The sequence below is a fragment of the Massilia sp. genome (assembly GCF_031995545.1).
In the GTDB taxonomy this organism is placed as follows: Bacteria; Pseudomonadota; Gammaproteobacteria; order Burkholderiales; family Burkholderiaceae_D; genus Telluria.
This window is the reverse complement of the sequence record NZ_DAMAGA010000009.1, coordinates 68,211-94,116: the sequence shown is the minus strand read 5'-3', so window position 1 is coordinate 94,116 and position 25,906 is coordinate 68,211. Positions and strand designations below refer to the sequence as shown.

Sequence of the window (25,906 nt, the reverse complement as noted above, 5' to 3'; positions counted from 1 at the left end):
GCCGTGCAGGCATCAGGTCAAGTGACCGATGCGACAGGAGACCACGGTTATCGCGGTTTGATTACCGCACTGACCACCATGCCCATTGGCCGCAACAGTTTTTCGGCCGTCGCCAGGGTCGGGCTCGACTCTTCACGTTCGATATCCTGCAGCGTCCGCGCCGACACGCCGCATAACTTTGCATACTCTGCAATCGTGAGACGTAATGCTCCCCGAATTTTCCTGATCACCGTCGGAATCGGCATGGAAGGATCGGCCGCGAGTTCATCGGCCAGCGCCCGTCGCGCTTCGATCGCCTCGGCAGGCGACAAGGGCTTGAAACGCTTGTCCATCTATAGCTTCTCCAACTGCGAACGTACATTCCCGACAATCTTGACGAACGGCTTCAGGAATTCATCGCTGATCCCCATACCGTGCGCGTCGTCCAATACCGTTGCCAGTGGCGCTGCCATCATCTTTATTTCATTCTTCACGACGTCCTGGTCGATGTTTGCCGCGTCACAGGCTTGCGCCAGCACGCTGGCCCAATCAGGCAAGCCTGCGTCATCGGCTGCCCAACGGATGCGTCTGGCGATACCATCCGGATGGAGCCACATTGGCGCGAAATCGAATAACGGGGTAAGGGAAATTTTGCCGTCAGGTCTGCGTTGAATTGCCGTGTTGCGGCCGTGATTGTCCTTGTTCCCCAAGGCGATGTTCGCAATATCCCTTTTGACGTATTCAATGACTTCGCGAGTGGGGTCGGTTGCCATCTTGCTTAATTGACGGCATACGTCGTTATGGCTCGGTACCGTGTCGAAGCCGACCATTCCACACAGCGAAGCGATACTCTCCTGACCATAACGCATGGTCCGGTCGCCTATCGCTTCCCGGTCAAAGCGAGGGATGAAGAGAGCACGATCCCGCAGGACGAGATCGGCATGAACATTCAGTCCCAAGCCCCGCGCAAGCTGCATATAAGGCGCTTCCAGGCGCAGGATATTGGCCAGGGAGACATCGTTACCTCGCCCAAACTTCACGATGAAGTGTTGTTCAGCTTGTTCATCTGGAAGAGTGTGATCCAGATAAAAAAGGCCGTCTTTTGCCCGGGTCAGAAGTATCTTGGGCCACTCTCCCTGAATGCCGGAAGATCCCGCCAAAAACAGACCGTGTTGTGCCAGGTATTCATTGAAGTCGCCGGCTCTGGATGCGACCTCGTCCATGCTAAAACCGCGGGTCGTATTTCCGGTGCGGGCGATTGTCCACTCATGCGCTTCCTTGATACGGACATTGCCGATCGGATTGCCTGCGCCGGCAAGCAACAGCTCCCAATCCGCCCCGGGTCCAGTGTTTTCTGTGCGCTCCAGTTGTTTCAGTAACTCGGTTCGCCCATATCCTTGTGGTAGCAGGTCGACCAGGAATGGCGGCCAATGCTTGGGGTGATAATCGAGCAATTCGACAGGAACATTCATAGACAATGCTGCTGCATCCGATCTTCCCCAATATTGCAGCGCATAGTCGGCCAGGTACACCAGATAAGTCGATGCTGCTATGCCCCGAGCTCTCTCACCGGTAAGGTCGAGCGCAGCCGCATCGTGCCAGACATCGTCGATGAAGACCTGTAGGGTGCATGTAGTAGAAGGCATATACACAGAATAGTATCAGTAATATCGTCAAAAAACCCATTAAACATGATAGAAAAGTGTGTAAATAAGATTACATGATTTAGGACAAAAGCGAGCCTCTTACCTCAACCAGGAGCCATTAACTGTTCACAATTCGCTACTGATTCATGTCAAAATTACTAAGTGCAAGTTTAGTTTGACCCTGATTTAACCCGATGCTATAGTCGGACCAAGCCAATGGTAACGTTTCCAAACGTGCCAAAAAATAAACGGCTGGACACGGAGACACAATGGTCACACCCCGCACGATGGCAGCAGCCTGCGCATGGCTGTGCGCCACTGCTTTCGCGCTGCCCGCTTTCGTGCTGCCTGCGCCTGCCCATGCGGCGGCCAAGGCCGAAGTCATCCATTGGTGGACTTCAGGCGGAGAATCGAGCGCCGTCAAGCAGGTCGCTCAAGCCTTCCGCAACGCTGGCGGGGTCTGGATCGACAGCGCCATCGCCGGCGGCGACCAGTCACGCGCTGTGACCATCAATCGCATCATCGGCGGCAACCCGCCAACCGCCGCCCAGTTCAACACTTCAAAACAGTTCACCGACGTCATCGAGCAGGACATGCTCAACAACGTCGACCTGGTAGCCCAAGCCCAGGATTGGGACCGCATCCTGCCCGAGCCGCTGATCGACGTGATCAAGCACAACGGCCACTATTACGCAGTGCCGCTCAACATCCACATGCAGACCTGGATCTGGTACTCGAAGGCCGCCTTCAAGAAGGCCGGCATCGAAAAGGAACCAGCCAGCATGCCGGAACTGTTCGCCGCCCTCGACAAGCTGAAAGCCGCCGGCCTGGTGCCGCTGGCCCACGGCGGCCAGTCGTGGCAGGAGACCGTGCTGTTTTCAAGCCTGCTGGCCAATATCGGCGGCCGCGAGCTGTACCTGAAAGTGATCCGCGACCGCGACCAGGCCACGATCAAGTCGCCCGCCTTCCGCGACGTGCTGCTGGCCTTCAAGCGCATGAAGTCGTACGTGGACGCCGGCTCGCCGGGCCGCAACTGGAACGACGCCACCGCAATGCTCATCAGCGGCAAGGCAGGCTTCCAGATCATGGGCGACTGGGCCAAGGGCGAATTCACCAATGCCGGCCAACTGCCCGGCCAGCACTACGGCTGCATCGCCGGCCTGAAACCCGACACTCCTTATCTGATGCAGGGCGACGTCTTCGTTTTTCCGCGCACCGACAACCCGAACGCCATCAAGGCCCAGCAACTGCTGGCCAACGTGGTGTCGCAGCCCCAGCTGCAAGTCACGTTCAGCAAGCTGAAAGGCTCGATCCCGGTGCGCCTGGATGCCGATGTGTCGGAGCTCGACCTGTGCGCGCAAAAAGGCATCGAGATCGTCAAGGACCGTTCGCGCCAGCTCGGCGTGACCGAGGTCTACCTGACGCCGGACCAGAACGGCGCGCTGCAGGACATCCTGACCGCCTACTGGAACATGGACATCAAGGTCGACAAGGTCCAGCGCAGCATCGCCAACGCCCTCAAATACTGACGCCATGCTCGCACGCCGCATCCACAAGTTCAGCCCCCGCTTGAGTCCATACCTTGCCCTGCTGCCGATGGCATTGACGGTGCTGCTCGCGTACATCGGCGGCGCGCTGTGGACGCTGCGCACCTCGTTCACCGCGGCGCGCACCTTCCCGTCCGAGAAATTCATCGGTGTCGCCCAGTACGTGCGCCTGTTCGACAACGAGCGCTGGCTGCTGTCGCTGCACAACCTGGCCGTCTACGGTGCGCTGTTCATCATCGCCTGCATGGTGCTGGGCTTTTTGCTGGCCGTGTTCATCGACCAGAACGTCAAGGGCGAAGGCGTGCTGCGCACCGTGTTCCTGTATCCGTACGCGATGTCCTTCATCGCTACCGGCCTGGTATGGCAATGGCTGCTGGCACCGGGCAGCGGCATCGAAGGCGCGGTGCGCCAGATGGGATTGACCAGTTTCTCGTTCGACTGGATCGTGCACCAGGACCTGGTAATCTACACGGTCGTCATCGCCACCGTGTGGCAAGCTTCGGGCCTGGTGATGGCGCTGATGCTGGCCGGCCTGCGCGGCATCGATCCCGAGATCTACAAAGCCGCGCGCCTGGACGGCATTCCGGCCTGGCGCACCTATCTGCAGATCGTGCTGCCAATGCTCGGGCCCACCGTCGCCACCGTGTTCCTGCTCCTGACTACCGCCGTAGTAAAACTGTACGACGCGGTGGTGGCGATGACCCAGGGCGGCCCCGGCATCGCCAGCGAAGTGCCGGCCAAGTTCATCATGGACCACCTGTTCCTGCGCTCGAACATCGGCCTGGCCTCGGCTGGCGCGGTGACGCTGCTGCTTCCCGTGCTGGCCTTATTGGCGCCGTATGCCTATGCACGCAGCCGCCGTGCCCGCGCCGGAGGAGCACACGCATGAGCCACCATTCGCTGCAGGCGATCGCCCCGCCGCTGCCGGTCGAGACAATGACGACAAGGAAGCGCAAGCGCCACCTCACGCCGGCGCGCATCGGCGTCTACGCCTTCCTGTTCAGCGCTGCCCTGTTCTTCCTACTGCCGCTGTACGTCATGATCATCACCTCGTTCAAGCCGATGCTCGAGATCCGCAGCGGCAACGTGTTCGCCCTGCCCGCCATGGCCACGCTCGACCCGTGGCGCGAAGCCTGGGGCGCGGTCAGCCAGGGCTTCTGGAACTCGGTGGCGATCGCCGTGCCCAGCACCGTGATCCCGATCCTGCTCGGCGCGATCAACGGTTATGCGCTGTCGTTCTGGCGTCCGCGCGGCGCGAACCTGCTGTTTGGCGTGCTGCTGGCCGGCGCCTTCATCCCGGTACAGGTGATGATCTATCCGCTGGTGTGGATGATGGCGCGCGCCGGTGTGTTCGGCTCTCTGCCTGCGATCGTGCTGGTGCACGTCATCTTCGGCATGCCATTGATGACGCTCCTGTTCCGCAACTACTACGCCTCGGTGCCGCACGAGTTGTTCCAGGCCGCGCGCATCGATGGCGGCGGCTTCTGGCGCATATTCCTGCAGGTGATGCTGCCGATGTCGCTGCCGATCGTGGTGGTGGCGGCGATCATGCAGGTCACCGGCGTCTGGAACGACTACATCCTGGGCCTGGTTTTCGCCGGCCGCGAGAACCTGCCGATGACGGTCCAGTTGAACAACGTGATCAACACCACCACCGGCACGCGCATGTACAACGTCAACATGGCCGCGACCATCCTCACCGCTGCCGTGCCGCTGGCGATCTATTTCATCTCCGGACGCTGGTTCGTGCGCGGCATCGCCGCCGGCGCCGTGAAAGGCTGAACTCCATGTCGAATGTCACCCTGCGCAAACTGTGCATCACCCGCGGCGACAACCAGATCCTGCGCGACCTCGATTTGCAGATCGAGCCGGGCGAATTCCTGGTGCTGCTCGGACCATCCGGCTGCGGCAAGTCGACCCTGCTGCACAGCATCGCCGGCCTGATCGACTTGTCGAGCGGCGCGATCGAGATCGGTGGTCGCGACATGAGCTACGCCGACCCGAGCGAGCGCGGGATCGGCATGGTGTTCCAGTCGTATGCGCTATACCCGACCATGTCGGTCGAAAAGAACATGTCGTTCGGCCTCAAAATCGCCGGCACCCCGAAGACCGAAATCCAGCGCCGCGTGCGCCGCACCGCCGAGATGCTGCAGCTCGACGCCCTGCTGGATCGCAAGCCGTCGCAACTCTCGGGCGGCCAGCGCCAGCGGGTCGCAATCGGGCGCGCGCTAGTGCGCGAAGCGGGCGTGTATCTGTTCGACGAGCCGCTGTCGAACCTGGACGCCAAGCTGCGCGCGGAACTGCGGCGCGAACTGAAGATGCTGCACCAGACGCTCGGTTCGACCATGGTCTACGTGACCCACGACCAGGCCGAGGCGATGACGCTGGCGACGCGCATCGTGGTCATGCAGGGCGGCCGCATCCAGCAGATCGGCACCCCGGCCGAAGTCTATGACCGTCCCGCCAACCGCTTCGTGGCGGGCTTTCTCGGTTCGCCATCGATGAACTTCATCGAGGGCAGCGTCGATGCCCAGGGACGCTTCAGCGCCGGGGCATTGAACATGATGCTTCCCACGACTAAACAAGGTGCCGTAACGCTGGCGGCGCGCCCGGAACACCTCCACATCGACGACAATGGCGCCATGAGCGGTACCGTCACGCTGGTCGAGCCGATGGGCAACCACCAGGTGGTGTGGATCGACTGCGGCGGCCAGGCGCTGTCGCTGATCGAGCACGATGCGCGTCCTCTCGCCAGCGGCCAAAAAGTGCGCTTCACCATCGATGCGGCGCGTGTTTCGCTGTTCGACCAGGGCAGCGGCCAGCGCTTGTAAAACATGCCGTATGCATGCGGATGCAGTATGCTTGACGGTTGGTTAAATTAATTTTGGATAGGAACCGTAGGTGGCAACAATCAAGGATGTAGCGCGTCTGGCCGGAGTCGGCCTCGGCACTGCCTCGCGCGTGGTCAGCGGCAAGGGCTCGGTGTCCCCGGCCACGCTCGAACGCGTGCGCAAGGCGATCGACGAGCTGGGCTTCCGCCCCTCGCACGCGGCGCGCGCCCTGCTGTCCGGCACCAGCCGCATGGTGGGCGTCTACATTCCCGTATTGTCCGGCACCTTCTACACCCCGATCCTGCAGATCATCGATACCGAGCTGCGCGCCGCCGGCCTGCACATGGTGGTGGCGTTCGGCGTCGGCCTCGGCGACGCGCGGCGCCAGGCGATGGAAGGGATCGAGTTCCTGATCGAGCGTGGCTGCGATGGCCTGATCATGATGACCAGCGCCCTGCTCGACGAAGACATCGCGGCGCTCGGCATCAAGCAGCGCCAGCTGGTCGCGCTGAACCACGACTTCACGGCGATTCCCGAGCAGTGCTTCACGGTCGACCACACGCTCGGTGGACGCCTGGCGGCGCGCACCCTGCTCGACTATGGCCACCGCGACATCGCCGTGATCGGCGGCCCGAATGCGCTGGGCGACAACGTGGCGCGTCTAAGCGGCTTCATGCAGGAGCTGCAAGGCGCCGGCATCGACACCGGCAAGATCTGGACCGTCGAAAGCGACTTCTCGCCGCATGGCGGCTGGCTCGCGGCCAAGGAGCTGATCGAATCCGGCACGCCGTGCAGCGCCCTGTTCTGCGCCAACGACGAGATGGCGGTCGGCGCCCTGTCGTACTTCCAGGAAGCCGGCATCAGCGTGCCGCGCGACCTGTCGGTGATCGGCTACGACGACACGCCGAGCGCGGAATTCTCGGCGCCGCGCCTGACGTCGGTGCACATGCCATGGCGCGAGATGACGCAGAACGGCATCAACGCCCTGCTCAACCGCTGCTATGACCTGAAGCGCCCGGTGACGCGCAGCTTCCCGGTCGGCGTGACCATGCGCGCTTCACTGGCCAAGGCGACGGGCGGCAAAGGCAAGAGCAAAACCAAGGGAGACAAGGCGCAGCGCTGATACCCCAACTCATCGCGGCCGTGCGCGGCCTTTTTTTTGAACCAGAACTGGAAAGCTTTCCAAAGGCATCGCAAGGCTTTTCCAACATATTGTTTAGACCAATACCAAAAGCGAACCATGACCACTGCCAACCGTCCCAACTCCGCCGCCCCGCAGCGCAGCGACTTCGCCTCCGACTTCCTGTGGGGCTGCGCTACCTCGTCCTACCAGATCGAGGGCGCCGGCCGCGAAGACGGCCGGGTCGAATCGATCTGGGACCGCTTCGCCGCCACGCCGGGGTGCGTCAAGGACGGCTCGAACGGCCTGGTCGCCTGCGACCACTACCACCGCTGGCCGGAAGACTTCGACATCGCCAAGGACATGGGCCTGAACGCCTACCGCTTCTCGATCGCCTGGCCGCGCATCTACACCGGCGAACAGGGACGGCCGAACCAGAAGGGACTGGACTTCTATTCGCGCCTGGTGGACGGCATGCTGGAACGCGGTCTGCAGCCATGGGCCACGCTGTACCACTGGGACCTGCCGCAATCGTTGCAGGACATCGGCGGCTGGGAAAACCGCGCCACGATCGATGCCTTCGTCGATTTCGCCGATGCCATGTCGCGCACGCTGGGCGACCGCATCAAGCACTGGATCACCCATAACGAGCCTTGGTGCACTGCCATCATCGGCAACTACGAAGGCTGGCACGCGCCGGGCAACACCAGCCTCAAGACCGCGCTGCAGGTGGCGCACAATGTGCTGGTCTCGCATGGCAAGGCGACGCCGGTGATCCGCGCCAACGTGCCGGATGCGCAAGTCGGCATGGCGGTCAGCCTGCACCCGCTGCGCGCGGCCAGCAGCAGCCCTGAAGACCAGGCGGCCAAAGAACGCCACGACGGCCTGCGCTATCGCTGGTTCCTCGATCCGCTGTTCGGCCGCGGCTATCCGCAGGCGACGCTGGACCTGGTCAAGGACGCGGGGCCGGTCGTCGAAGCAGGCGACATGGAAGCCATCGCCGTGAAGACCGACTTCATGGGCGTCAACTACTACTTCCCCGAGGTCGTGGCCGACGATCCGACCCACGCGCCGTTCCGCACCAGGGTGCTGCCGACCCTTGATGGCGAGATCACCGCAATGGGCTGGCCGGTGGCGCCGGAAGGCCTGAGCGAACTGCTCACACGTATCGAAAGCGACTACCACCCCGGCCCGATGTACGTCACCGAAAACGGCTCGGCCTTCGATGATACGGTCGGCCCGGACGGTGAGGTGAACGACGTGCAGCGCCGTGACTATCTGGTACGCCACCTGGCTTCGCTGAAGGATGCAATCGACAACGGCGTGCCGGTGAAGGGTTACTTCGCCTGGAGCCTGCTCGACAACTTCGAATGGGCCGAGGGCTACCTGAAGCGCTTCGGCCTGGTCCACATCGACTACGACACGCAGCAACGCCGCCTGAAGAACAGCGGCAAGTGGTACCGCGCCTTCCTGCGCCAGGAATGATCCGACTATCCAACTAACGACAACGACGAGACACGACCCATGACCCTGAAGCTCCGCCCCGCCACGCTTGCCATCGCCCTCGCTTTCACCCTGCCAGCCCTGTGCGCTACCGCAGCCACCAATGCGCCGCTCAAGGACTGGCCACAGGTGCGCAGCGCCATCGCCAAGGATGCCGCGCTCGAGAAGCGCGTGCAGGACATCGTCGGCAAGATGACCCTGGCGCAGAAGATCGGCCAAATGACCCAGCCCGAGATCAAGGCCGCCACGCCGGACGATGTGCGCAAGTACTATCTCGGCTCGGTCCTGAATGGCGGCGGCAGCTGGCCGAACGGGAACAAGAACGCCTCGGCCAAGGAATGGCTGGCGCTGGCCCAGGCCTATCATGAAGCGTCGATGAAGACCGACATGGCGATTCAGGTGCCGGTGATCTGGGGCACCGACGCGGTCCATGGCCACAACAACGTACCGGGCGCCACCCTGTTCCCGCATAACATCGGCCTCGGTGCGGCGCGCAATCCGCAGCTGGTGCGCGAGATCGGCGCCGCCACCGCGAAAGCCGTGCGCGCGACCGGCATCGCCTGGGTGTTCGGCCCGACGCTGGCGGTAGTGCGCGACGACCGCTGGGGACGCACCTACGAGAGCTATGGCGAGAACCCGGAGATCGTGCGCAGCTACGCCGGCGAATACGTGAAAGGCATGCAGGGCACGTTCAAGGATGATGCCAACACCATCGCCACCGCCAAGCACTTCATCGGCGACGGCGGCACCGAGAACGGCAAGGACCGCGGCGTGACCAAGGCCACGGCGAGCGAGCTGCTGAACATCCACGGCGCCGGCTACCTGCCGGCACTGGAGGCGGGCGCGCAGACGGTCATGGCCTCGTTCAACAGCTGGACCGATACCGCCACCGGTACCGAGTACGGGAAGCTGCACGGCAGCAAACCGGTCCTGACCGGCATCCTCAAGGACAAGACCGGCTTCGACGGCTTCGTGGTCACCGACTGGAATGGCCAGGGCGAAGTCAAAGGCTGCCGCAACGACAGCTGCGCCCAGGCGATCAACGCCGGCGTCGACATGGTGATGGTGCCGGACGACTGGAAGGCCTTCATCGCCAACACCATCAAGCAGGTCGAAAGCGGCGAGATCCCGATGTCGCGCATCGACGACGCCGTCACCCGCATCGTCCGCGTCAAGCTGCGCGCCGGCCTGTTCGACAAGAGCCCGGCCCAGAACGCATATGCCGGCAAGGATGATGCGATGCAGGCACGCGCCCTGGCACGCCAAGCGGTGCGCGAATCGCTGGTGCTGCTCAAGAACGAAGGCCCGCTTCTCCCCCTGAAGCGCGGCCAGAAGATCCTGGTAGTCGGCAAGACGGCTGACGACCTGTCGAACCAGAGCGGTGGCTGGACCATCACCTGGCAAGGCACCGCCAATACCAATGCCGACTTCAAAAATGCCGACACCATCCTGGCCGGCTTGCGTGAAGCGGCCGGCAAGGACAACGTGACCTTCAGCGCCGATGCCAAGGGGGTCGACGTATCCAAGTTTGACGCCGTGGTGGCGGTGATCGGCGAGCGTCCGTATGCGGAAGGCGACGGCGACATCCACCCGTCCGGCACCCTGCGCCACAGCAGCCGCTATCCGGAAGACCTGGCGGTGCTCAAAGCGGTGGCCGGCAAGGACAAGCCGGTGATCACCGTCATGGTTGCCGGCCGTCCGGTGTATGCCAACGATCTGCTGAATCTCTCCGACACCTTCATCTCGGCCTGGCTGCCGGGTTCCGAGGGCAAAGGCGTGTCCGACCTGCTGGTGGCCGGCAGCCAGCGCTACGACTTCAAGGGCAAGCTGCCGTTCTCGTGGCCGAAGTCGGTGTGCCAGACCAGGTTGAATGTCGGCGACAAGGACTACGCGCCGCTGTTCGCCTATAGCTACGGCCTGCAGGCCGGCACGCGCTCGAAGGTCGGCAAGCTCGATGAAACGATTCCGGCGGGCGGCTGCAGCGCCAGCAACACCTTCTCGGTCTTTACCCAGGCCGACCGCACCAGCTATCCGCTGGCGATCAAGAGCGGCCAGCAGAGCACCGTGCTGGGCGCCGACCTGAACGCCACCTTCAAGCTGCCGAACGTGACCGCCGCCACGGCGCAGGTCAACACCCAGCAGGACGCCAAGCTGATCACCTGGAGCGGCCCGGCCACCTTCGAGGCACGCGGCGCGCGCGCCATGGTGCTCCCAAGCGCGGCGGCGAAAGACGGCGCGCTGCGCTTCGACACCATCGTGTTCAAGGCACCTGAAGGCAAGGTGACGCTGGCGATGGGCTCCACCCAGCTCGACGCCACCGCCCTGTTCAAGCGCCTGTCGGGCATCGGCAAGCAGACCGTCAACGTCCCCCTGTCCTGCTTCCAGGCCAAGGGGGTGGACTTGTCCAAGGTCGACACCCCGTTCAGCGTCACCAGCGACAAGGCCTTCGCCGCGGCCTTCGCCAACATCGAGATCGCCGGCGGCGGAGCAAAGGATGCCGACGCCGTGCGTTGCGAGGAACTGAAATGACCCAGGAGCTGCGCCTGCTGGCCGACATCGGCGGCACCAACGCGCGCTTCGCCCTGCAGTCGCCAGGCGGCGGCTTCGACGACGTCGAAGTCCTGTCGGCGGCCGCTTATCCGACGCTGGGCGACGCGATGCGCGCGTATCTCGCCAATGCACGCGCACGCGGGCTGGCAACCGACGGCGTGCGCCACGCGGCGCTGGCGATCGCCAACCCGGTCGAGGGCGACGCGGTCAAGATGACCAACCACCACTGGAGCTTCTCGATCGAAGCGCTGCGCCAGGAACAGGGGTTGACCACCCTGCTGGTGGTGAACGACTTCGCGGCGCTGGCGATGGCGCTGCCGCATCTGGCCCCTGATGGCAAACGCCGCATCGGCGGCGGCGTCGAGCTGGCGGGCCGTCCGATCGGCCTGATCGGACCCGGCACCGGCCTGGGCGTCTCCGGCGTGATCCCGGCCGGGGATCGATGGATCGCTCTCGCCGGCGAAGGTGGCCATGTCAGCTTCGCTCCGTGCACCCGCGACGAAGTGGCGATCCTGGAAGCGCTGTGGGGCGAATACGGCCACGTCTCGGCCGAGCGCCTGCTGTCGGGCATGGGGTTGGAGCTGATCCACTGGGCGCGCACCGGCAAGCGCCTCAAGGCGGCCGACATCACGCAGGCGGCGCTGGACGGTTCGCCTGGTGACTGCCGCGCCACGGTGGACGTGTTCTGCGCGATTCTGGGCAGCGTGGCCGGCAACGTGGCGCTGACGCTGGGCGCCACCGGCGGTATGTACATCGGCGGCGGCATCGTGCCGCGCCTGGGCGAGCTGTTCGAGCGGTCAAGCTTCCGCGCGCGGTTCGAGGACAAGGGGCGCCTGAACGGCTACCTGGCGCGCATCCCGACTTACTTGATTACTGAACAATATCCCGCATTGCGCGGCGTTTCGGCTATGCTGTCGGATCGAGTCAAACCTCTGCAATAACAACGGAGACCGCATGCAGAACCCAGTACAGAATCCGACCGTGGCCAGCGCTAGCGCGGACGGCGAACACAATCAGCACACCGGCGCGCTGGTGATCGTCACCATCCTGTTCTTCATGTGGGGCCTGATCACGTCGCTCAACGACGTCCTGATCCCGCACCTGAAATCTATCTATACCCTCACCTACATGCAGGCGATGCTGGTGCAGTTCTGCTTCTTCGGCGCCTACTTCATCGTCTCGCTGCCGGCCGGCGCCCTGATCCGGCGCCTGGGCTACCAGAACGGCGCCGTCACCGGCCTGATGATCGCGGCCGCCGGCTGCGCCCTGTTCTACCCGGCCTCGAACGGCGGCTACGGCATGTTCCTGTTCGCGCTGTTCGTGCTGGCCAGCGGCATCACCATCCTGCAGGTGGCGGCCAACCCCTACGTCACCGTGCTCGGACCTGCGCGCACCGCCGCCAGCCGCCTGACCCTGACCCAGGCCTTCAATTCGCTCGGCACCACCGTGGCGCCGGCGCTGGGCGGGATCCTGATCCTGTCGACCGCGGTGCTGGGCGCCGACCAGCTGGCGCTGCTGTCGGACGCCGAGCAGGCCGCGCACAAGGCCGCCGAAGCGGCCGCAGTGCAAGGTCCTTACCTGGGCCTGGCCGCCGCGCTGGCGCTGCTGGCGGTGCTGTTCGCCGTGGCACGCCTGCCGAAGATCGCGTTCGAGGAAACCACCGTCGCCGTGGACGGCAAGGGCGGCGCCATGGCCTACCGCCACCTGGTGCTGGGCGCGCTCGGCATCTTCCTGTATGTCGGCGCCGAAGTCAGCATCGGCAGCTTCCTGATCAACTTCATCGGCGAGCCGCACATCGCGGGCCTGAGCCACGCCGACGCCGCGCACTTCGTCAGCATGTACTGGGGCGGCGCCCTGGTCGGCCGCTTCATCGGCTTCGCCGTGATGCGCTATGTCAGCCCGGGCAAGTCGCTGGCGGTGACCGCGCTCGGCTCGATCCTGCTGGTCCTGACCGCGACCTTCACCAGCGGCAGCCTGGCGATGTACGCCCTCATCGCGGTTGGACTGTGCAACTCGATCATGTTCCCGACCATCTTCAGCATGGCGCTGCACGGCCTGGGCAAGTACACCGGCCAGGGCTCGGGCTTCCTGTGCATGGCGATCGTCGGCGGCGCGGTGGTGCCGTTCGTGCAGGGCATCCTGGCCGACACCATCGGCCTGCAGATCTCGTTCCTGGTACCGGCAGCGTGCTATCTGTTCGTGCTGTACTACGGCGTCAAGTACGCCAATCTGCACAAGCAGACGATTGTAGTGGATTGATCGGTAGGGTTGGCGGCTTGGCCGCCGACGCGGTGGTTGTTATCGGCTTCGCTTTCGCGACGGATGATCTTGCTGCCAACTATCACCGCGTCGGCGGCATAGCCTGTTTGGCACAGGGACATAGGTAACACTTGTCTAGGGACATAGGTTACACATGTTGTCTGTATTCTAGCCTGCAATCCGCAGGTCGATTTCGCCGACCTGACGATCGCAGAACACGACGCTAAGAAGCCCGTCGATATCCGTTGGCCGGATAGCGACGGACTCTCCCACCAAGCCTTCCCCAACGAACAGTTGATGGCTTTTGAAGGTGATGTGGCCATTACCTCGTACCTTGCGTACCGTTTCGCCTTGATCGTATTCGAGCACCGGTAGCTCTTCCGGATATCGACGTGCGCTGACGACGTAGCGACTGGCCGGCGGTTTCTGGTTCAGTGCGTAATGCGGACGTATTGTGTTGTACTGCTCGCGCCAGTCATCAAAGGCGTACTGGCATGCACTGAGCGAATGAAAGCCTCGTCTCTCCAACAGTTCAAGCTTGAGCGTACGATGGAAGCGCTCGTCCTTTCCTTGGGTCTGCGGATGCATTGGCCTGCTATGTCCGACGCGGACACCAAGCCTGAGAAGCCAGACTTCGAATTTGGTAAGTCCATTTTGCTTCGGCGTCCCCCAAGGATTACCGTTGTCGCAGGTGAAGCGCTGAGGAAGACCATATTGCCGGAACACGTCGATCAAGGCGCTCTTCACGTGTTCCGCCGTCTCTCCACGGCACGCTGCAAGACAGATGGCAAAGCGTGAGTGGTCATCCAAAACCGTTAGCGGATAGCAGCGTCCCGCCTTCGGATCGGTCAGCGCAAAGTGACCTTTGAAATCCATCTGCCACAGCAGATTCGGGGCCTCGTGCTCGAACCTGCTGGTCGCTGGAGGTCCGGCATCGCTTGAGAGGATTACCTGGCGCCCATGCCTACGCAGGATTGCTCCAATGGTATTGGGATGAGGTCTAGGGCCCTCCTCGGGAAGCAGGGCTTGCAGCTTGCGTGGTCCCCAGCACGGATGTGCATCGTGGAGTGCAACGACTTGCGCCTCAAGGTGAGCATCACTTCGGTTAGGAGAATTGGTCGGCCGACGTGACCGATCTGCTAAGCCGTCTTTGCCATGTTCTTTGAACAGAGCCAGCCACTTATAGGCAGTCTTACGGCTGACGCCGAAAGCGCGGCAAAGCGTGCTTATGTTGGCGCCTGGCGCACTTGCCAACATTACGAACTCTAGGCGAGAAGTCATCTGGGAACACTCCTTCCAAGGCATCGCACACTCCAGCTATTGGTCGTGTGTCGATGATAAGAAAAGTGTTACCTATGTCCCTAGACGACTGTTACCTATGTCCCTGTGCCATACATAGCCGCCAACCCTACGTCAACAAAGCCCGCTCATGCGGGCTTTGTTTATTTCGGCGCGGCGCAGTAGCGCTGCACGTACTGCTGATGGCTCGGCAGCTGGCTCACCGTCTTGTCGACCGCGCCCTTGATCGAGCCGAGGAAATGCGACAGCTCGGCGTCGCCCATCAGGTCGGCCGATTGATGATGCTGCAGCGGCATGATGCCCTGCCCGATCATCACCTGGATCCAGGAATTTTCGGCGAACAGCTCGTTCGGCACCCGGAACACGCGCCCGGTCTGGCGGAACAGGTCGATGCGGTGCTGCAGCGACGCCGGCACCGTCATGTCGCGCGCCTGGCGCCAGTACAGGGTATCGGCGCGGTTGGTGACCTTGTAGTGCAGGATGATGAAGTCGCGGATGTGCTCGACCTCCGTCGCCGCCTGCTGGTTGTATTCGTCGATGTCGCTCTGGGCGATGCCGTCGGACGGGAACATCTGCATCAGGCGCACGATCGAGCGCTGGATCAGGTGGATGCTGGTCGATTCGATCGGCTCCAGGAAGCCGCTCGCCAGGCCGACCGCCACGCAGTTGCCCTTCCAGACCTGCTTGCGCTGGCCCGGCGTGAAGCGCAGCACGCGCGGTTTCGTCAAGGCTTCGCCTTCGACGTTGTTCACCAGTGCCTGAACGGCCTGGTCCTGGTCGACGTGGCGGCTGGAAAACACCATGCCGTTGCCGACCCGGTGCTGCAGCGGAATGCGCCATTGCCAGCCGAAGCCGTGCGCGATCGAGCGCGTGTACGGCACCGCGTCACCGACCGACATGGTCTGCAGCGCGGCTGCGCTGTCATTGAACAGCCATTGCGACCAGTCCTCGTATTCGACGCCCAGAGCCTGTCCGATCAGGAGCGCCCGGAAGCCGGTGCAGTCGATGAACAGGTCGCCCTCGACATCAAGGCCAGAATCGAGCGTCAGCGAACGGATATGGCCGGTGAGCGCGCTGGTGGTGACATCGACGATCTTGCCCTCGATGCGCTGCACGCCGAAACGCTCGCTGAACGCGCGCAGGAATCTGGCGTAGGCGGTGGCGTCCAGGTGGTAGGCGTAGTTCATGCCGCCGCGCGGCAGATGGGCGAAGCGGTTTTCCTGGGCCGCGCGCAGTTCCAGGCAGTAGTCGCCGTAGTCACCGGCCAGGCCGCGCTCGCGGCCCTTGCGCCAGAAGTGCTGGAAGCCGGCGGTCCAGTGGTCGGTGCCGGTCATGCCGAACGAGTGGATGTAGTCTTCACCGACGTCGCGCCAGCCCTCGAAGCCGATCCCGAGCTTGAAGGTGGCGTTGGTGGCGGCCATGAACTCCTGCTCGTTAATCTCGAGCAGGTTATGGAAGTTGATCAGGCTCGGGATGGTGGCTTCGCCCACGCCCACGGTCCCGATCTCGTCCGACTCGATCAGCTTGATCTCGAGGCGCTTGCCCAGGATCTTAGAGATGCACGCCGCCGCCATCCAGCCTGCGGTGCCGCCGCCGGCGATCACCACACGCCGCACCGGGCGGCCTTTCAAGCCTGTCTCCTGGCTGTTTTTATTCTCCATCTGCTGTCTCCTGTCAGCGGCTAATTTAGCGATTAATCCGCTTTAATAATTGAGCGCGGATCGCGCGCGCCGTGTCATCGTCGATCGGTCCAAGCATGCGCCGAGCGGCCGGCGGAATGTGGCTCGCGGTTTCCTCGTCCGCTTCGAACACATAGTGGCGGAACAGTTCGGCCCAGGCCTGGCGCTGCGCAGGCGGCAGGTCGCGCACCGACAGCAGCGCGTGCATCAGCGCGTTCATCGGCGTGTCCATCCACTCCGGCGACTGGCGCCACCAGTAATTCACCAGCACGTTGAAGCGGTCCAGCGCCTCGACGTGGTGCCACCACATGCTGGGGATGAACAGGGCGTCGCCCGGTTCCATCTCGGCTACTTGCGCATGTTCCATCGCCTGCGCGAAGCGCGGGAAGCGCGCCAGGTCGGGTCTGGCGAAATCGACCAGGCTGATGGCCTGCCCGGCCGGCGTGAAGTCGAGCGGTCCGATGTACAGATTGTGCTGCTGGCCCGGCGGGAACAGCGTGAAGCGGCGCCGGCCGACCGCGACGCAGGCCAGGTTGTCCGGCAGGTCGTAATGGGCCGCGATCACGGTGTGGTTGCCGATCCAGATGCTGGCCAGCGCCTCGCGCCCTTTCAGGTCGACGTCGTTCTCGGCGCGAAAACCCGGCAGCGCGCCCTCGATGCTGGTCGAGCCGACATAGATGGTGGGGGACGGCTCGCTGGCAGCATGCTTTTCCAGTTCGCCCAGCACGGTGTCGAGACGTACCCGCACCGGGTAGAAATTGAAGCCACTGAGGTCGTCGTTGTAGCCGAAGCGGCCGTCGATCTCGGGCGCGCCCAGCATGGCGTTGACGGTGGCGTCGCGGTAGAAGCGGCGCAGGTAGGCGTCGGCCGCCTGCGCCGACTGCAAGCCGGCCTGCACTATCGGCCAGTCGCGCACCAGGCCGCGCAGCAGTAGCGGCTCGGTGGACGCCAGGATCTCGTTGCCGAGGTCGCCCGGACGCAGGCCGGCGATCTCGCGGATGGGCTTAGCGGCGGGCAGCATCGTGTTTGTTCTTGCGGTCGACCAGGACGCGGAAGTTCGACAGCGAGGCCATCGCGTAGTAGATCTGTTCCAGGTAGCCGGCCTTGTGCAGCTCGGCCACGATTGCCGCGTCGAGGCCGGCCAGGCGTTCCTCGGCAATGGTGAAGAAACCGGCCAGGCGGTTCTGCGAGCCGTCGTCCAGGGTCAGGTCGAAGGTGAAGCCTTCCAGCAGCTGGTGGCGCATCAGGGCCTCGATGAAGCCGACGTTGGCCTGCACGCCGCGGTGGATGGTCGAGAGCACGTCGTTGATGTGCTCCAGGTACTCGCTCGAGCCGCCGTGCTCCTTGAAGATCGGCTGGCCCTCGGTCTTGCTCACGCGCGGGTTGTCGAGGTCGATCTGGACCATCAGCTCGTCGCCGCTGCGGCCGATCAGGAACGGCTGGCGTTCGAGCAGCATCGGCACGGTATGGGCGTCCCAGCGGCCGTCGTCGAGGAACAGGTTCTCGTCTTCCAAGAAACCGAGCAAGGCGATGGCTTCGTAGCGCTGGGCATCGTCGGTCTGGCGGAAGATGATCGGATAATGCCCCTGCAGGGAGCGGAATTCGGCGCCGAAGGTCGGCGCCCAGGCCACGTCGCTGCCCAGACCGGGGCGGTGCCCGGTGATGATGCGCAGGTCCTTGTGCTCGATGTTGTTCAGCAGGGCGATATTGGGCATGTGAGTCTCTTGATGTCGTTATTGGTGGCGCCGGCGGGCGGTCGGATCAGGGGGCACGACAAAAAAACGGCGCACCGGTACGAGACCGACACGCCGCCATCCGGTATGCAATGCAAGGTGTTCGTCACCGCGGTGCTTCCTGAAAAACCGATCAGGCAAGTCTACTCCGAAACACGGCCGCGGCGAAACTGCCCGCGGCCGCGTTTCGGCGCCGTACGATCAGAACTTGTAGCGCGCGGCCAGCATGTAGCGCGGGCCGGACTGGGTCACGAACAGCACCTGTGACTTGGTGCGACCGTGCACGCGCTGGATCTCGTCGGTCAGGTTGATGCCCTCGAACGACAGGCTCAGGTTCTTGTTGACGTTGTAACCGACGCTGACGTCGAGCTGGCCGTAGGCCTCGACGTAGTTCGGGTTCGGACCCGAGCCGTCGAAGGTCGACGACAGGAACTCGTCGCGCCAGTTGTAGGCCGCGCGCACGTTCCACTTGTCGTTCTCGAAGATACCCACCAGGTTGGCCGAGTCGCCCAGGCCGACCAGCGCAAACTGCTCGCCGATGCTGCTGTTGTCGTACTTCAGGCCCGAATTGACGTAGGTGTAGTTGGCCTGGAAGCCGAAGCCGCTGTTGCCGAACATGTGCTGGACGTTGAACTCCAGGCCGCGGATGCGCGCTTCCTTCTGGTTCGAATACGACGTGATGCGGAAGTCCGCGATCGGATCGTCCCCCACTGCGGTGATGGTGCCCTGCGCGTTGCCCTGGGCATCGTCCGCCGTGCGCACCACGCCGTCGGTGCCCTGGTAATTGCGGAAGATGTAGTTGCGGATGCAGGTGGTGTCCGCGGTCACGCAACCGCTGGCCAGCGCCGCGTTCCAGCGTGGGCCGCCCACCGGGGTGCGGATGCCGAATGGCTGGGCGATGATCTGCGACTGGCCCGCATAGTTCTCGAGCGACTTGCGGAAGTGGTTGACCGAGACGAAGCTCTGGCGACCGTAGTACCACTCCAGTGCCAGGTCGATGTTCTTCGACTTGACCGGTTCCAGTGCCGGATTGCCCTGCGAGCCGGTGCCGCCGTTGACGCGCGCCTGGCGATCCAGCACCTGGCCGCCGGCGATCTGGTCGTAGCGCGGACGGCCGATGGTTTCGCCATAGCTGAAGCGGCCCTTGATGTCGTCGCGCAGCGCGATGTCGGCGTCAAAGCTCGGCAGCACATTGCTGTACTTGCCCTTGAGGGTGGTGAAGCTGGCCGGGCCGAACACCACCGGCAGCTCGTTCTGCGACACCCAGCTCAGGGCCGTTGCGGTCGGCACCAGCGCGGTCGAGGTGACGTCGGTCTTCTCATAGCGCACGCCGAGCGAGGTGTTGATCGGGAAGCGGCCATCGAACTCGGTGTTGAACTGCAGGTACAGGCTCTTCGACTTCTCTTCGGTACGCTGGTCGGTGGTGTAGTCGTTGCGCGGCAGGTACTCGTTCGGTGCGCCGGTAGCGGCGGCGGCCAGCTTGCGCACCTCGTCGAAGTTGAAGGTATTGAAGGTGTTGAACAGCGCCGGGTTGCCGCTGCCGTTGATGTTGTCGAAGTACTTGGACAGGGTCTCGGCGTGGAATACGCTGGCCGGATAGTCTTCCGGACGCGAGGCGCCGCCCCAGCTGTCGCGCTGCATCACCGAGAACGCCGAGCGGTAGTCGACCTTGGTCGCGCCCAGGCCGAACTTCAGCTCGGACGCTTCCAGCATCTTCCAGCTGCCGTGGGTCTGCACCTGGTCGACTTCGGTCTTCATGTAGCCGTTCTCGAACACCGAGCCGGTGACCTGCTGCGGCGCGCGATTGAAGTCGGCGCCCTGGATGCTCAGCACCGGGAAGTCTTCCGAGAAGTCGACCGTGGTGTCGCCGCGGCTGAAGCTGGCGGTGCTCAGCGTATTGCTCGAGCCGAACGGGCTGTTTGGAGTCGATTCGGCCGACGAGCTGTGCATGTCGAGCTCGAGGCGCACATCGCTGTTGACGCGCCATGCGGCGTTGAAGCCGAGCGACTTGTTCTCGCTCTTGGTCGCGAAATCGGCGCCGCCCATCGCGATGTCGGCGGTGCCAGGGTTGATGAATTCGGTGTACTGCAGCGGCGCGGCGACCGGACCGTCGGTCCAGTTGCTCGACGAACGGCCGAAGTTGAACCAGGCCGACATGTCGGCGCGACGGGTGTGGATCTTGTTTTCCGAATATGTGTAGTCGAGGGTGGTGGTCAGGTCCTTGTTGGGAGCGAACTGGAACACCACCTGGCCGTTGGTGCGCTCGCGCTGCACGCCACTCATGTTGTAGTTCAGGTTCTGCGGCAGCTGGTAGATGTCGCCGGGCTCCGGACGGTTGGTGATGTTTTCCGAACCGGGCTGGCCTGGCAGCGGGATCGCGATATCGCCTTGCTGGTCGCCGCGTACCGGACCGCGCCAGCCGTTCGAGACCGCGGCGCGGTTGTAGCCCAGGTTGCGCTCCTGGTAGCTGGCCGACAGGCCGATACCGAAGCGGCCGTCGGCCGAGGTATTGCTATAAATGCCCGACAGTTCGGGCGTGACCTTGTTGCCGTGCTTGATGTCGTCCGGCAGGTTGCTGGCCGAGGTGTCGTGCACGCCCTTGATGCCGACGCTGGCCTGCATGCCGGGACGCGACAGCGGACGCGCGGTGATCACGTTGATGGTGGCGCCGACGCCGCCGGTCGGGGTCTCGGCGCGGCTCGATTTGTACACCTGCAGCTGCGAGATCGCTTCCGACGCCAGGTTGGCGAAATCGAAGGCGCGGCCGTTGCGGTCGCCCAGGTTCGAGTTCGGCATCTGGCGGCCGTTGAGCAGCACCAGGTTGAAGTCGGGGCCGACGCCGCGCACGGTGATCTTGGAGCCCTCGCCGATTTCGCGGTCGATCGACACACCCGAGATGCGCTGCAGCGATTCGGCCAGGTTGGTGTCGGGGAATTTGCCGATGTCTTCGGCGACGATGCCGTCGACGAAGCCCTGCGCGTTGCGCTTGAGGTTCAGCGACGACTCGAGACTGGCGCGCAGGCCGGTCACGACCACGGTCTGGGGGCTGTTCTGGGCCGGGCCGGTGATCGAAGCGGTAGGGTTGCTGGCGGCGTCGGTCGCCTGGGTAGCGGCGCTGGTCGGGCTAGGCTCGGCGGCCTGCTCTTGAGCGTAGGCCGGCACGAATGCGGCGCAGGCGCTGGCGACTGCCAGGCTCATCAAAGTCTGTTTGGCCTTCGGGTAGTACATGTGTTCTCCTGTCTTTTTTTATAAATATGACCGTCACCCATCCACGGTGTCTCCTGCCATTCGGACGCAGCCGTCTGTGCTTGCGCCCTACCGTTGCTTCACTCGCGCACACCTCCTTGCCGGGCAAGTGCTGCCGCCGGCAAGCGCCGGCCATCCCGGCCGTGCCGGGGTCCGCTGGCAGCGCGCGCCGGCGAACGGCGGCACGCAACGCCGGCACCGGCGGCTGCCGGTATCGTCATTGCGTGGTCGCCTTGTGCCAGGCGGGCGGTGCGCTGTTTCATGTGTCCTCGGGGCCTTGGCGCACTGCGCCGGTTGGATCGAAGTCAGCTGGTTCGGAGCATGGAAACGTTTCCATGTAAGTTGTCTGAATATTAGGGTTAGGAAAATAAATTGTCAACGGAATCTCCAAGCGGATCAGGGCTGGGTTGACGTAGTTTTGCAACACATTGGTGCATGTGCGAGAGTGAGAACCGGTCGATAATTGGTCGACTCAGCGTGACGTTTCCCGCGTTGACACCGATTTTTTGCGAATGATATAGTCGCGTTGCTGTTTTGGTAACGTTTCCAAACTGGAGCATCGATGCACCACTTTCTTGCTGGCCTTCTCCTTGCCGGTGGCGTCACATTCGCCTGTACGCCGGCGCACGCGGACACGTTTGCCTGGCCCGGCGGCGCACGCGCGGCGGTCAGCCTCGCGTATGACGATGCGCTCGACTCGCAGCTCGACAACGCGATTCCCGCGCTCGACCGCCATGGCCTGCGCGGCACCTTTTATCTGCAGCTGTCGAATCCTCCGGTGGGCCAGCGCATGGAGGCCTGGCGTGCGGCGGCCCGGCGCGGGCACGAGCTGGGCAACCACAGCCTGTTCCACCAGTGTTCCGGCGCCGGCGCCGACCGCGCCTGGGTGGCGCCGCACCGCGATCTGGATACCACGGGCGCCGCGCAGATGCGCGACCAGGTACTGCTGGCCAATACCATGCTGATGGCGATCGACGGCCGGCGCGAGCGCACCTATACCGCGCCCTGCGGCGACGTGCTCGCGGGCGGGACCGACTACATCCCGCTGCTGCACCAGGGCTTCGTCGCCATCAAGGCCGGACACGGACGGCCCGGCGTGCCGGCGTCGATGGCGGCGGTCGACCCGTTCATGGTGGGATCGGTGGGACCGGTGGGCACAAGCGGCAAGGAGCTGATCGAGATGGTCAAACAAGCCGGCGCGCGCGGCACCATGGTCGCCTTTACCTTCCACGGCATCGGCGGCGACCACCTGAGCGTGTCGAAAGAAGCGCATGAGGAACTGCTGCAGTTCCTGGCGGCGCACCGCAAGGAATACTGGACCGACACCTTCCTGAACGTCATGAAGCACGTGAGGCAAGGCACCGCCGGCGCCGCGCCTGCCGGCTGGACCCTGGCCTGGAGCGACGAATTCGACGGCGATGCGCTCGACCGCAGCAAGTGGGTGCCTGAAACCGGCGGCCATGGCTGGGGCAACAAGGAACTGCAGTTCTATACCGGGCGGCCGGAGAACGTGCGCGTCGGCGGCGGCATGCTCACCATCGAGGCGCGCAAGGAAGCCTACCAGGGCAGCCAATACACCTCGGCGCGGCTCAAGACCGCGGGCCTGAAGGAAACGCAGTACGGGCGCTACGAGGCACGCATCAAGATTCCCAAGGGCCAGGGCATCTGGCCGGCGTTCTGGATGCTGGGCGCGAATATCGGCAGCGCCGGCTGGCCGAAGAGCGGCGAGATCGACATCATGGAGATCATCGGCAAGGAGCCGGGCAATGTGTATGGCACGCTGCACGGGCCGGGCTACTCGGGCGAACACGCATTCAGCAAGGCCAGCGCCCTGCCGGGCGCCGAGTATGGCGACGACTTCCACGTGTTCGCGGTGGAATGGGAGCCGGGCGAGATCCGCTGGTACCGCGACGGCGTCCACTATCACACCGCGCGGCCCGACCTGGTCAAGGGCGAGTGGGTGTTCGATCATCCTTTCTTCCTGCTGCTGAACCTGGCCGTGGGCGGGATGTGGCCGGGGTATCCGGATGCGACCACCGAGTTCCCGCGCCGGATGCTGGTCGATTACGTGCGCGTGTATCGGAAGGCTGACCCGCGCTAAGCCCGCACCAGGCGCCGGCCCGCATGCCGGCGTCCGGGCCAGATCGCACATTGTGGATCTCCCCAGCAAGCAATGCGCGGTGGTGAGAGAATGCTGCTCCTGGCAAAACCTTGACCCATGCCACCCATGGGAATCCTTCGCCAGCATTCTTGACATCCATCGCCATCACTGCGCCGACCGGCTTTGCCGGTACCGGCCAGGTGGCCTGCATCAGAAAGCACCTCAATGACCGCATTGTTCACCCCCTTCGAACTCAAATCCGTCCGCCTGCGCAACCGCATCGCGGTGCCGCCGATGTGCCAGTACAGCGCCGTCGACGGCGTCACCAACGACTGGCACCGCGCCCACTACGCCTCGATCGCGCGCGGCGGCGCCGGCCTGGTGGTAGTGGAAGCCACCGCCGTTTCGCCGGAAGGCCGCATCACCCCGGGCTGCACCGGCCTGTGGAACGACGCGCAAGTGGCCGGCATGGCCGCCATCGCGCAAGAGATCAAGAATGGCGGCGCCGTGGCCGGCATCCAGATCGCGCATGCCGGCCGCAAGGCCAGCGCCAACCGCCCGTGGGAAGGCGACGACCATATCCCCAACGACGATGCGCGCGGCTGGCAGACGGTGGCGCCGTCCGCCCTCGCCTTCGGCGCCAACCTGCCGAAAGAGCCGCAGGCACTGAGCCTGGACGACATCGCCCGCATCAAAAACGATTTCGTGGCCGCCGCACGCCGTGCGCTGGAGGCCGGCTTCGAATGGCTGGAATTGCACTTCGCGCACGGCTACCTGGGCCAGAGCTTCCTGTCGCCGCACTCGAACCGGCGCGACGACATCTACGGCGGCGACTTCGAAGGCCGCAGCCGCTTTTTGCTCGAGACCCTGGCCGCGGTACGCGAAGTGTGGCCGCAGCACCTGCCGCTGACCGCGCGCATGGGCGTGATCGAGTTCGACGGCCGCGACGAAGTAACGCTGCAGGAATCGATCGAACTGACGCGCCGCATGCGCGCGGGCGGCCTGGATCTGCTGAGCGTGAGCGTCAACTTCACCATCCCGCAGACGAACATCCCGTGGGGCCCGGCCTTCCTGGCGCCGTACGCCGAGCGGGTGCGGCGCGAAGCCGGCATCGCCGTGGCGTCCTCGTGGAACATCGACGATCCGAAGGTGGCGAACCGGGTGGTGGAACAGGGCCAGATGGACCTGGTGATGATCGGCCGCGCCTTCCTGGCCGATCCGCACTACGTGTACCGCGCGGCGCGCGAGCTGGGCCTGGAGCAGCCGTGGGATGTGCTGCCGCCGCAGTACGCGCACTGGCTGTCGCGTTACCGCCAGGCCTGATCGCCGGGTGTCATCGTCATCCTGCCTTGAGCGGGTGCGCGGCGGGCCGCAGCGGCGCCGCCTGGCCGGCCAGGTCGCGCCCCAGTACCAGGCGCAGGTCGGTGGGGCCGCCGTGCGGCACCGCGCGCAGTTCGGCGCTGCCCAGGCGCCGCGCCAGCCGGCGCGCGGCCGCATGGCGGCCCGGTTCGTACTCGATGCGGGTCTGGTCGACCGCGAAGCCCGGCTCGTTCGACAGCCGCGCCACCTGCAGGCCCGGCTCGTCGATGCTGCGCGAGACGGCGCGCGCCATGCCGGCGATGCCGTTGCCGTTGCGGATTTCGAGCAGGGCCACGCCTTCCGGCGCCACGCTGCTTGCGACGGCGACGGGCACCGCAGGTGCTTCTTCCCGCGCCGTGGTGCGCCGCAATTCCATCATGCCATCCGCGCTCACGTGCACGTAGGTCCGCGCCCATCCCTGCTGATCCGGCGGTGCTGCTTGCGGCGTTTGCAATGCCTGGCCGAGCGCCGCCACCCCGGTGGTGCTGCCGGTGGCGGCGATGTCGGCGCGCAGGTCGTGCTGGCGCAGGGTGGCGGCCTGGCGCAGCATCTGTTCGGCGCGCGCTTCCTGCCCGTTTCGCCGCAGGGTCTCGCCCAGCAGCTGCCAGGTGCGGTAGTTCAGCGGGTCGAGCAGGCAGGCCTTTTCCAGCGCCGCCGTTGCCGCCTCAGGCTCGCCGTTCAGGATATGGGCGCGTCCCAGGTTGCTGAACAGGTAAGCGCTCGATGGTCCCGACGCCATGCTCAGGGAGGCGGTCAGCTCGCGCCAGATCGCGATCGCCTGCGTCAGTTCGCGCCGCTCGACGTGCAGCGCGGCCAGGCCGTTGCGGGCATCCAGGTGCCGCGGCGCGATGCGCAGCGCTTCCAGGTAGGCGCTGCGCGCCAGATCCTGGCGCTGGGCCAGGTGGTGCACGCGGCCGGCGCGGTAAGTTGCGTCGGCTTGCGCGTCCGGCGCATCATCGACACGCTGCGCGATGGGTGCGCAGGATGCCAGCGCGGCGCACAGCAAGCCCAGGGAAATCGCTCGTTTAATCGCGTATTTCATACACACTCCAAC

The 25,906-nt window shown here is 64.4% G+C and carries 19 protein-coding genes; 11 read left to right on the top strand and 8 right to left on the bottom strand.

From position 1 onward, the window contains the following. Window positions 1–47 precede the first annotated feature (47 nt). Entirely contained in the window at window positions 48–332 is a 285-nt protein-coding gene (locus RTQ83_RS09200; RefSeq protein WP_312513573.1) for a helix-turn-helix transcriptional regulator, read from the bottom strand. Next, window positions 333–1,625 (bottom strand): type II toxin-antitoxin system HipA family toxin, encoded by a 1,293-nt coding sequence (locus RTQ83_RS09195; protein ID WP_312513571.1) that lies wholly within the window; start codon window positions 1,623–1,625, stop codon window positions 333–335. It abuts the gene before it with no gap. Between the two features lie 269 nt (window positions 1,626–1,894). Between RTQ83_RS09195 and RTQ83_RS09190 the strand changes: the two genes are divergently transcribed. The 9 genes from RTQ83_RS09190 to RTQ83_RS09150 all read left to right on the top strand — a co-directional run bounded on the left by RTQ83_RS09190 (window position 1,895) and on the right by RTQ83_RS09150 (window position 13,435). Beyond that, the gene (locus tag RTQ83_RS09190; RefSeq protein ID WP_312513569.1) at window positions 1,895–3,154 is read left to right on the top strand and encodes an ABC transporter substrate-binding protein; all 1,260 of its coding nucleotides are present in this window, start codon (window positions 1,895–1,897) and stop codon (window positions 3,152–3,154) included. Between the two features lie 4 nt (window positions 3,155–3,158). After that, window positions 3,159–4,061, top strand: a complete 903-nt coding sequence (locus RTQ83_RS09185; protein ID WP_312513566.1) for a sugar ABC transporter permease — start codon at window positions 3,159–3,161, stop codon at window positions 4,059–4,061. A gap of 47 nt (window positions 4,062–4,108) precedes the next feature. Then, complete coding sequence (locus RTQ83_RS09180) at window positions 4,109–4,954, top strand: carbohydrate ABC transporter permease (protein ID WP_312513714.1); 846 nt, start codon at window positions 4,109–4,111, stop codon at window positions 4,952–4,954. Between the two features lie 5 nt (window positions 4,955–4,959). Beyond that, window positions 4,960–6,003 carry an ABC transporter ATP-binding protein gene (locus RTQ83_RS09175; protein ID WP_312513564.1) on the top strand — a complete coding sequence of 348 codons (1,044 nt, stop codon included), beginning with the start codon at window positions 4,960–4,962 and terminating at the stop codon, window positions 6,001–6,003. 70 nt (window positions 6,004–6,073) lie between these two features. Then, window positions 6,074–7,126 (top strand): LacI family DNA-binding transcriptional regulator, encoded by a 1,053-nt coding sequence (locus tag RTQ83_RS09170; RefSeq protein ID WP_312513562.1) that lies wholly within the window; start codon window positions 6,074–6,076, stop codon window positions 7,124–7,126. Window positions 7,127–7,243: 117 nt separating this feature from the next. Next, a complete protein-coding gene (locus RTQ83_RS09165) occupies window positions 7,244–8,608 on the top strand; it encodes a GH1 family beta-glucosidase (protein WP_312513560.1) in 1,365 nt (454 codons plus the stop codon). Window positions 8,609–8,647: 39 nt separating this feature from the next. Beyond that, window positions 8,648–11,155, top strand: a complete 2,508-nt coding sequence (locus RTQ83_RS09160; protein ID WP_312513558.1) for a glycoside hydrolase family 3 N-terminal domain-containing protein — start codon at window positions 8,648–8,650, stop codon at window positions 11,153–11,155. After that, entirely contained in the window at window positions 11,152–12,117 is a 966-nt protein-coding gene (locus RTQ83_RS09155; protein ID WP_312513555.1) for a glucokinase, read from the top strand. The genes RTQ83_RS09160 and RTQ83_RS09155 overlap by 4 nt, the downstream gene beginning before the upstream one ends. A 13-nt stretch (window positions 12,118–12,130) precedes the next feature. Next, a complete protein-coding gene (locus RTQ83_RS09150; protein WP_312513553.1) occupies window positions 12,131–13,435 on the top strand; it encodes a sugar MFS transporter in 1,305 nt (434 codons plus the stop codon). 168 nt (window positions 13,436–13,603) lie between these two features. On the opposite strand, the gene RTQ83_RS09145 is transcribed toward RTQ83_RS09150, so the two are convergent. The 5 genes from RTQ83_RS09145 to RTQ83_RS09125 all read right to left on the bottom strand — a co-directional run bounded on the left by RTQ83_RS09145 (window position 13,604) and on the right by RTQ83_RS09125 (window position 21,374). Beyond that, window positions 13,604–14,740 (bottom strand): IS481 family transposase, encoded by a 1,137-nt coding sequence (locus RTQ83_RS09145; RefSeq protein WP_312513551.1) that lies wholly within the window; start codon window positions 14,738–14,740, stop codon window positions 13,604–13,606. A gap of 137 nt (window positions 14,741–14,877) precedes the next feature. After that, entirely contained in the window at window positions 14,878–16,395 is a 1,518-nt protein-coding gene (locus RTQ83_RS09140; protein ID WP_312513550.1) for a tryptophan halogenase family protein, read from the bottom strand. 25 nt (window positions 16,396–16,420) lie between these two features. Beyond that, on the bottom strand, window positions 16,421–17,434 hold the full coding sequence (locus RTQ83_RS09135; protein WP_312513549.1) for a cupin-like domain-containing protein: 1,014 nt from the start codon (window positions 17,432–17,434) through the stop codon (window positions 16,421–16,423). Then, window positions 17,418–18,128, bottom strand: coding sequence for a SapC family protein (locus RTQ83_RS09130; protein WP_312513547.1), 711 nt, complete (start codon window positions 18,126–18,128; stop codon window positions 17,418–17,420). Before RTQ83_RS09130 ends, RTQ83_RS09135 begins: the two co-directional genes overlap by 17 nt. Before the next feature lie 219 nt (window positions 18,129–18,347). Then, window positions 18,348–21,374, bottom strand: a complete 3,027-nt coding sequence (locus RTQ83_RS09125; protein ID WP_312513545.1) for a TonB-dependent receptor — start codon at window positions 21,372–21,374, stop codon at window positions 18,348–18,350. A gap of 580 nt (window positions 21,375–21,954) precedes the next feature. Here RTQ83_RS09125 and RTQ83_RS09120 point away from each other — a divergent pair. Further along, complete coding sequence (locus RTQ83_RS09120; protein ID WP_312513543.1) at window positions 21,955–23,493, top strand: family 16 glycosylhydrolase; 1,539 nt, start codon at window positions 21,955–21,957, stop codon at window positions 23,491–23,493. A gap of 225 nt (window positions 23,494–23,718) precedes the next feature. Next, window positions 23,719–24,816 (top strand): NADH:flavin oxidoreductase/NADH oxidase, encoded by a 1,098-nt coding sequence (locus RTQ83_RS09115; RefSeq protein WP_312513541.1) that lies wholly within the window; start codon window positions 23,719–23,721, stop codon window positions 24,814–24,816. Window positions 24,817–24,832: 16 nt separating this feature from the next. On the opposite strand, the gene RTQ83_RS09110 is transcribed toward RTQ83_RS09115, so the two are convergent. Next, window positions 24,833–25,894, bottom strand: coding sequence for a tetratricopeptide repeat protein (locus tag RTQ83_RS09110; RefSeq protein ID WP_312513539.1), 1,062 nt, complete (start codon window positions 25,892–25,894; stop codon window positions 24,833–24,835). Window positions 25,895–25,906 lie beyond the last annotated feature (12 nt).

What these genes read in the sequence shown, in the direction of transcription:
- RTQ83_RS09200 (WP_312513573.1), bottom strand. Translation starts at nt 332, where the DNA reads ATGGACAAGCGTTTCAAGCCCTTGTCGCCTGCCGAGGCGATCGAAGCG.
- RTQ83_RS09195 (WP_312513571.1), bottom strand. Translation starts at nt 1,625, where the DNA reads ATGCCTTCTACTACATGCACCCTACAGGTCTTCATCGACGATGTCTGG.
- RTQ83_RS09190 (WP_312513569.1), top strand. Translation starts at nt 1,895, where the DNA reads ATGGTCACACCCCGCACGATGGCAGCAGCCTGCGCATGGCTGTGCGCC.
- RTQ83_RS09185 (WP_312513566.1), top strand. Translation starts at nt 3,159, where the DNA reads ATGCTCGCACGCCGCATCCACAAGTTCAGCCCCCGCTTGAGTCCATAC.
- RTQ83_RS09180 (WP_312513714.1), top strand. Translation starts at nt 4,109, where the DNA reads ATGACGACAAGGAAGCGCAAGCGCCACCTCACGCCGGCGCGCATCGGC.
- RTQ83_RS09175 (WP_312513564.1), top strand. Translation starts at nt 4,960, where the DNA reads ATGTCGAATGTCACCCTGCGCAAACTGTGCATCACCCGCGGCGACAAC.
- RTQ83_RS09165 (WP_312513560.1), top strand. Translation starts at nt 7,244, where the DNA reads ATGACCACTGCCAACCGTCCCAACTCCGCCGCCCCGCAGCGCAGCGAC.
- RTQ83_RS09160 (WP_312513558.1), top strand. Translation starts at nt 8,648, where the DNA reads ATGACCCTGAAGCTCCGCCCCGCCACGCTTGCCATCGCCCTCGCTTTC.
- RTQ83_RS09155 (WP_312513555.1), top strand. Translation starts at nt 11,152, where the DNA reads ATGACCCAGGAGCTGCGCCTGCTGGCCGACATCGGCGGCACCAACGCG.
- RTQ83_RS09150 (WP_312513553.1), top strand. Translation starts at nt 12,131, where the DNA reads ATGCAGAACCCAGTACAGAATCCGACCGTGGCCAGCGCTAGCGCGGAC.
- RTQ83_RS09145 (WP_312513551.1), bottom strand. Translation starts at nt 14,740, where the DNA reads ATGCCTTGGAAGGAGTGTTCCCAGATGACTTCTCGCCTAGAGTTCGTA.
- RTQ83_RS09140 (WP_312513550.1), bottom strand. Translation starts at nt 16,395, where the DNA reads ATGGAGAATAAAAACAGCCAGGAGACAGGCTTGAAAGGCCGCCCGGTG.
- RTQ83_RS09135 (WP_312513549.1), bottom strand. Translation starts at nt 17,434, where the DNA reads ATGCTGCCCGCCGCTAAGCCCATCCGCGAGATCGCCGGCCTGCGTCCG.
- RTQ83_RS09130 (WP_312513547.1), bottom strand. Translation starts at nt 18,128, where the DNA reads ATGCCCAATATCGCCCTGCTGAACAACATCGAGCACAAGGACCTGCGC.
- RTQ83_RS09125 (WP_312513545.1), bottom strand. Translation starts at nt 21,374, where the DNA reads ATGTACTACCCGAAGGCCAAACAGACTTTGATGAGCCTGGCAGTCGCC.
- RTQ83_RS09120 (WP_312513543.1), top strand. Translation starts at nt 21,955, where the DNA reads ATGCACCACTTTCTTGCTGGCCTTCTCCTTGCCGGTGGCGTCACATTC.
- RTQ83_RS09115 (WP_312513541.1), top strand. Translation starts at nt 23,719, where the DNA reads ATGACCGCATTGTTCACCCCCTTCGAACTCAAATCCGTCCGCCTGCGC.
- RTQ83_RS09110 (WP_312513539.1), bottom strand. Translation starts at nt 25,894, where the DNA reads ATGAAATACGCGATTAAACGAGCGATTTCCCTGGGCTTGCTGTGCGCC.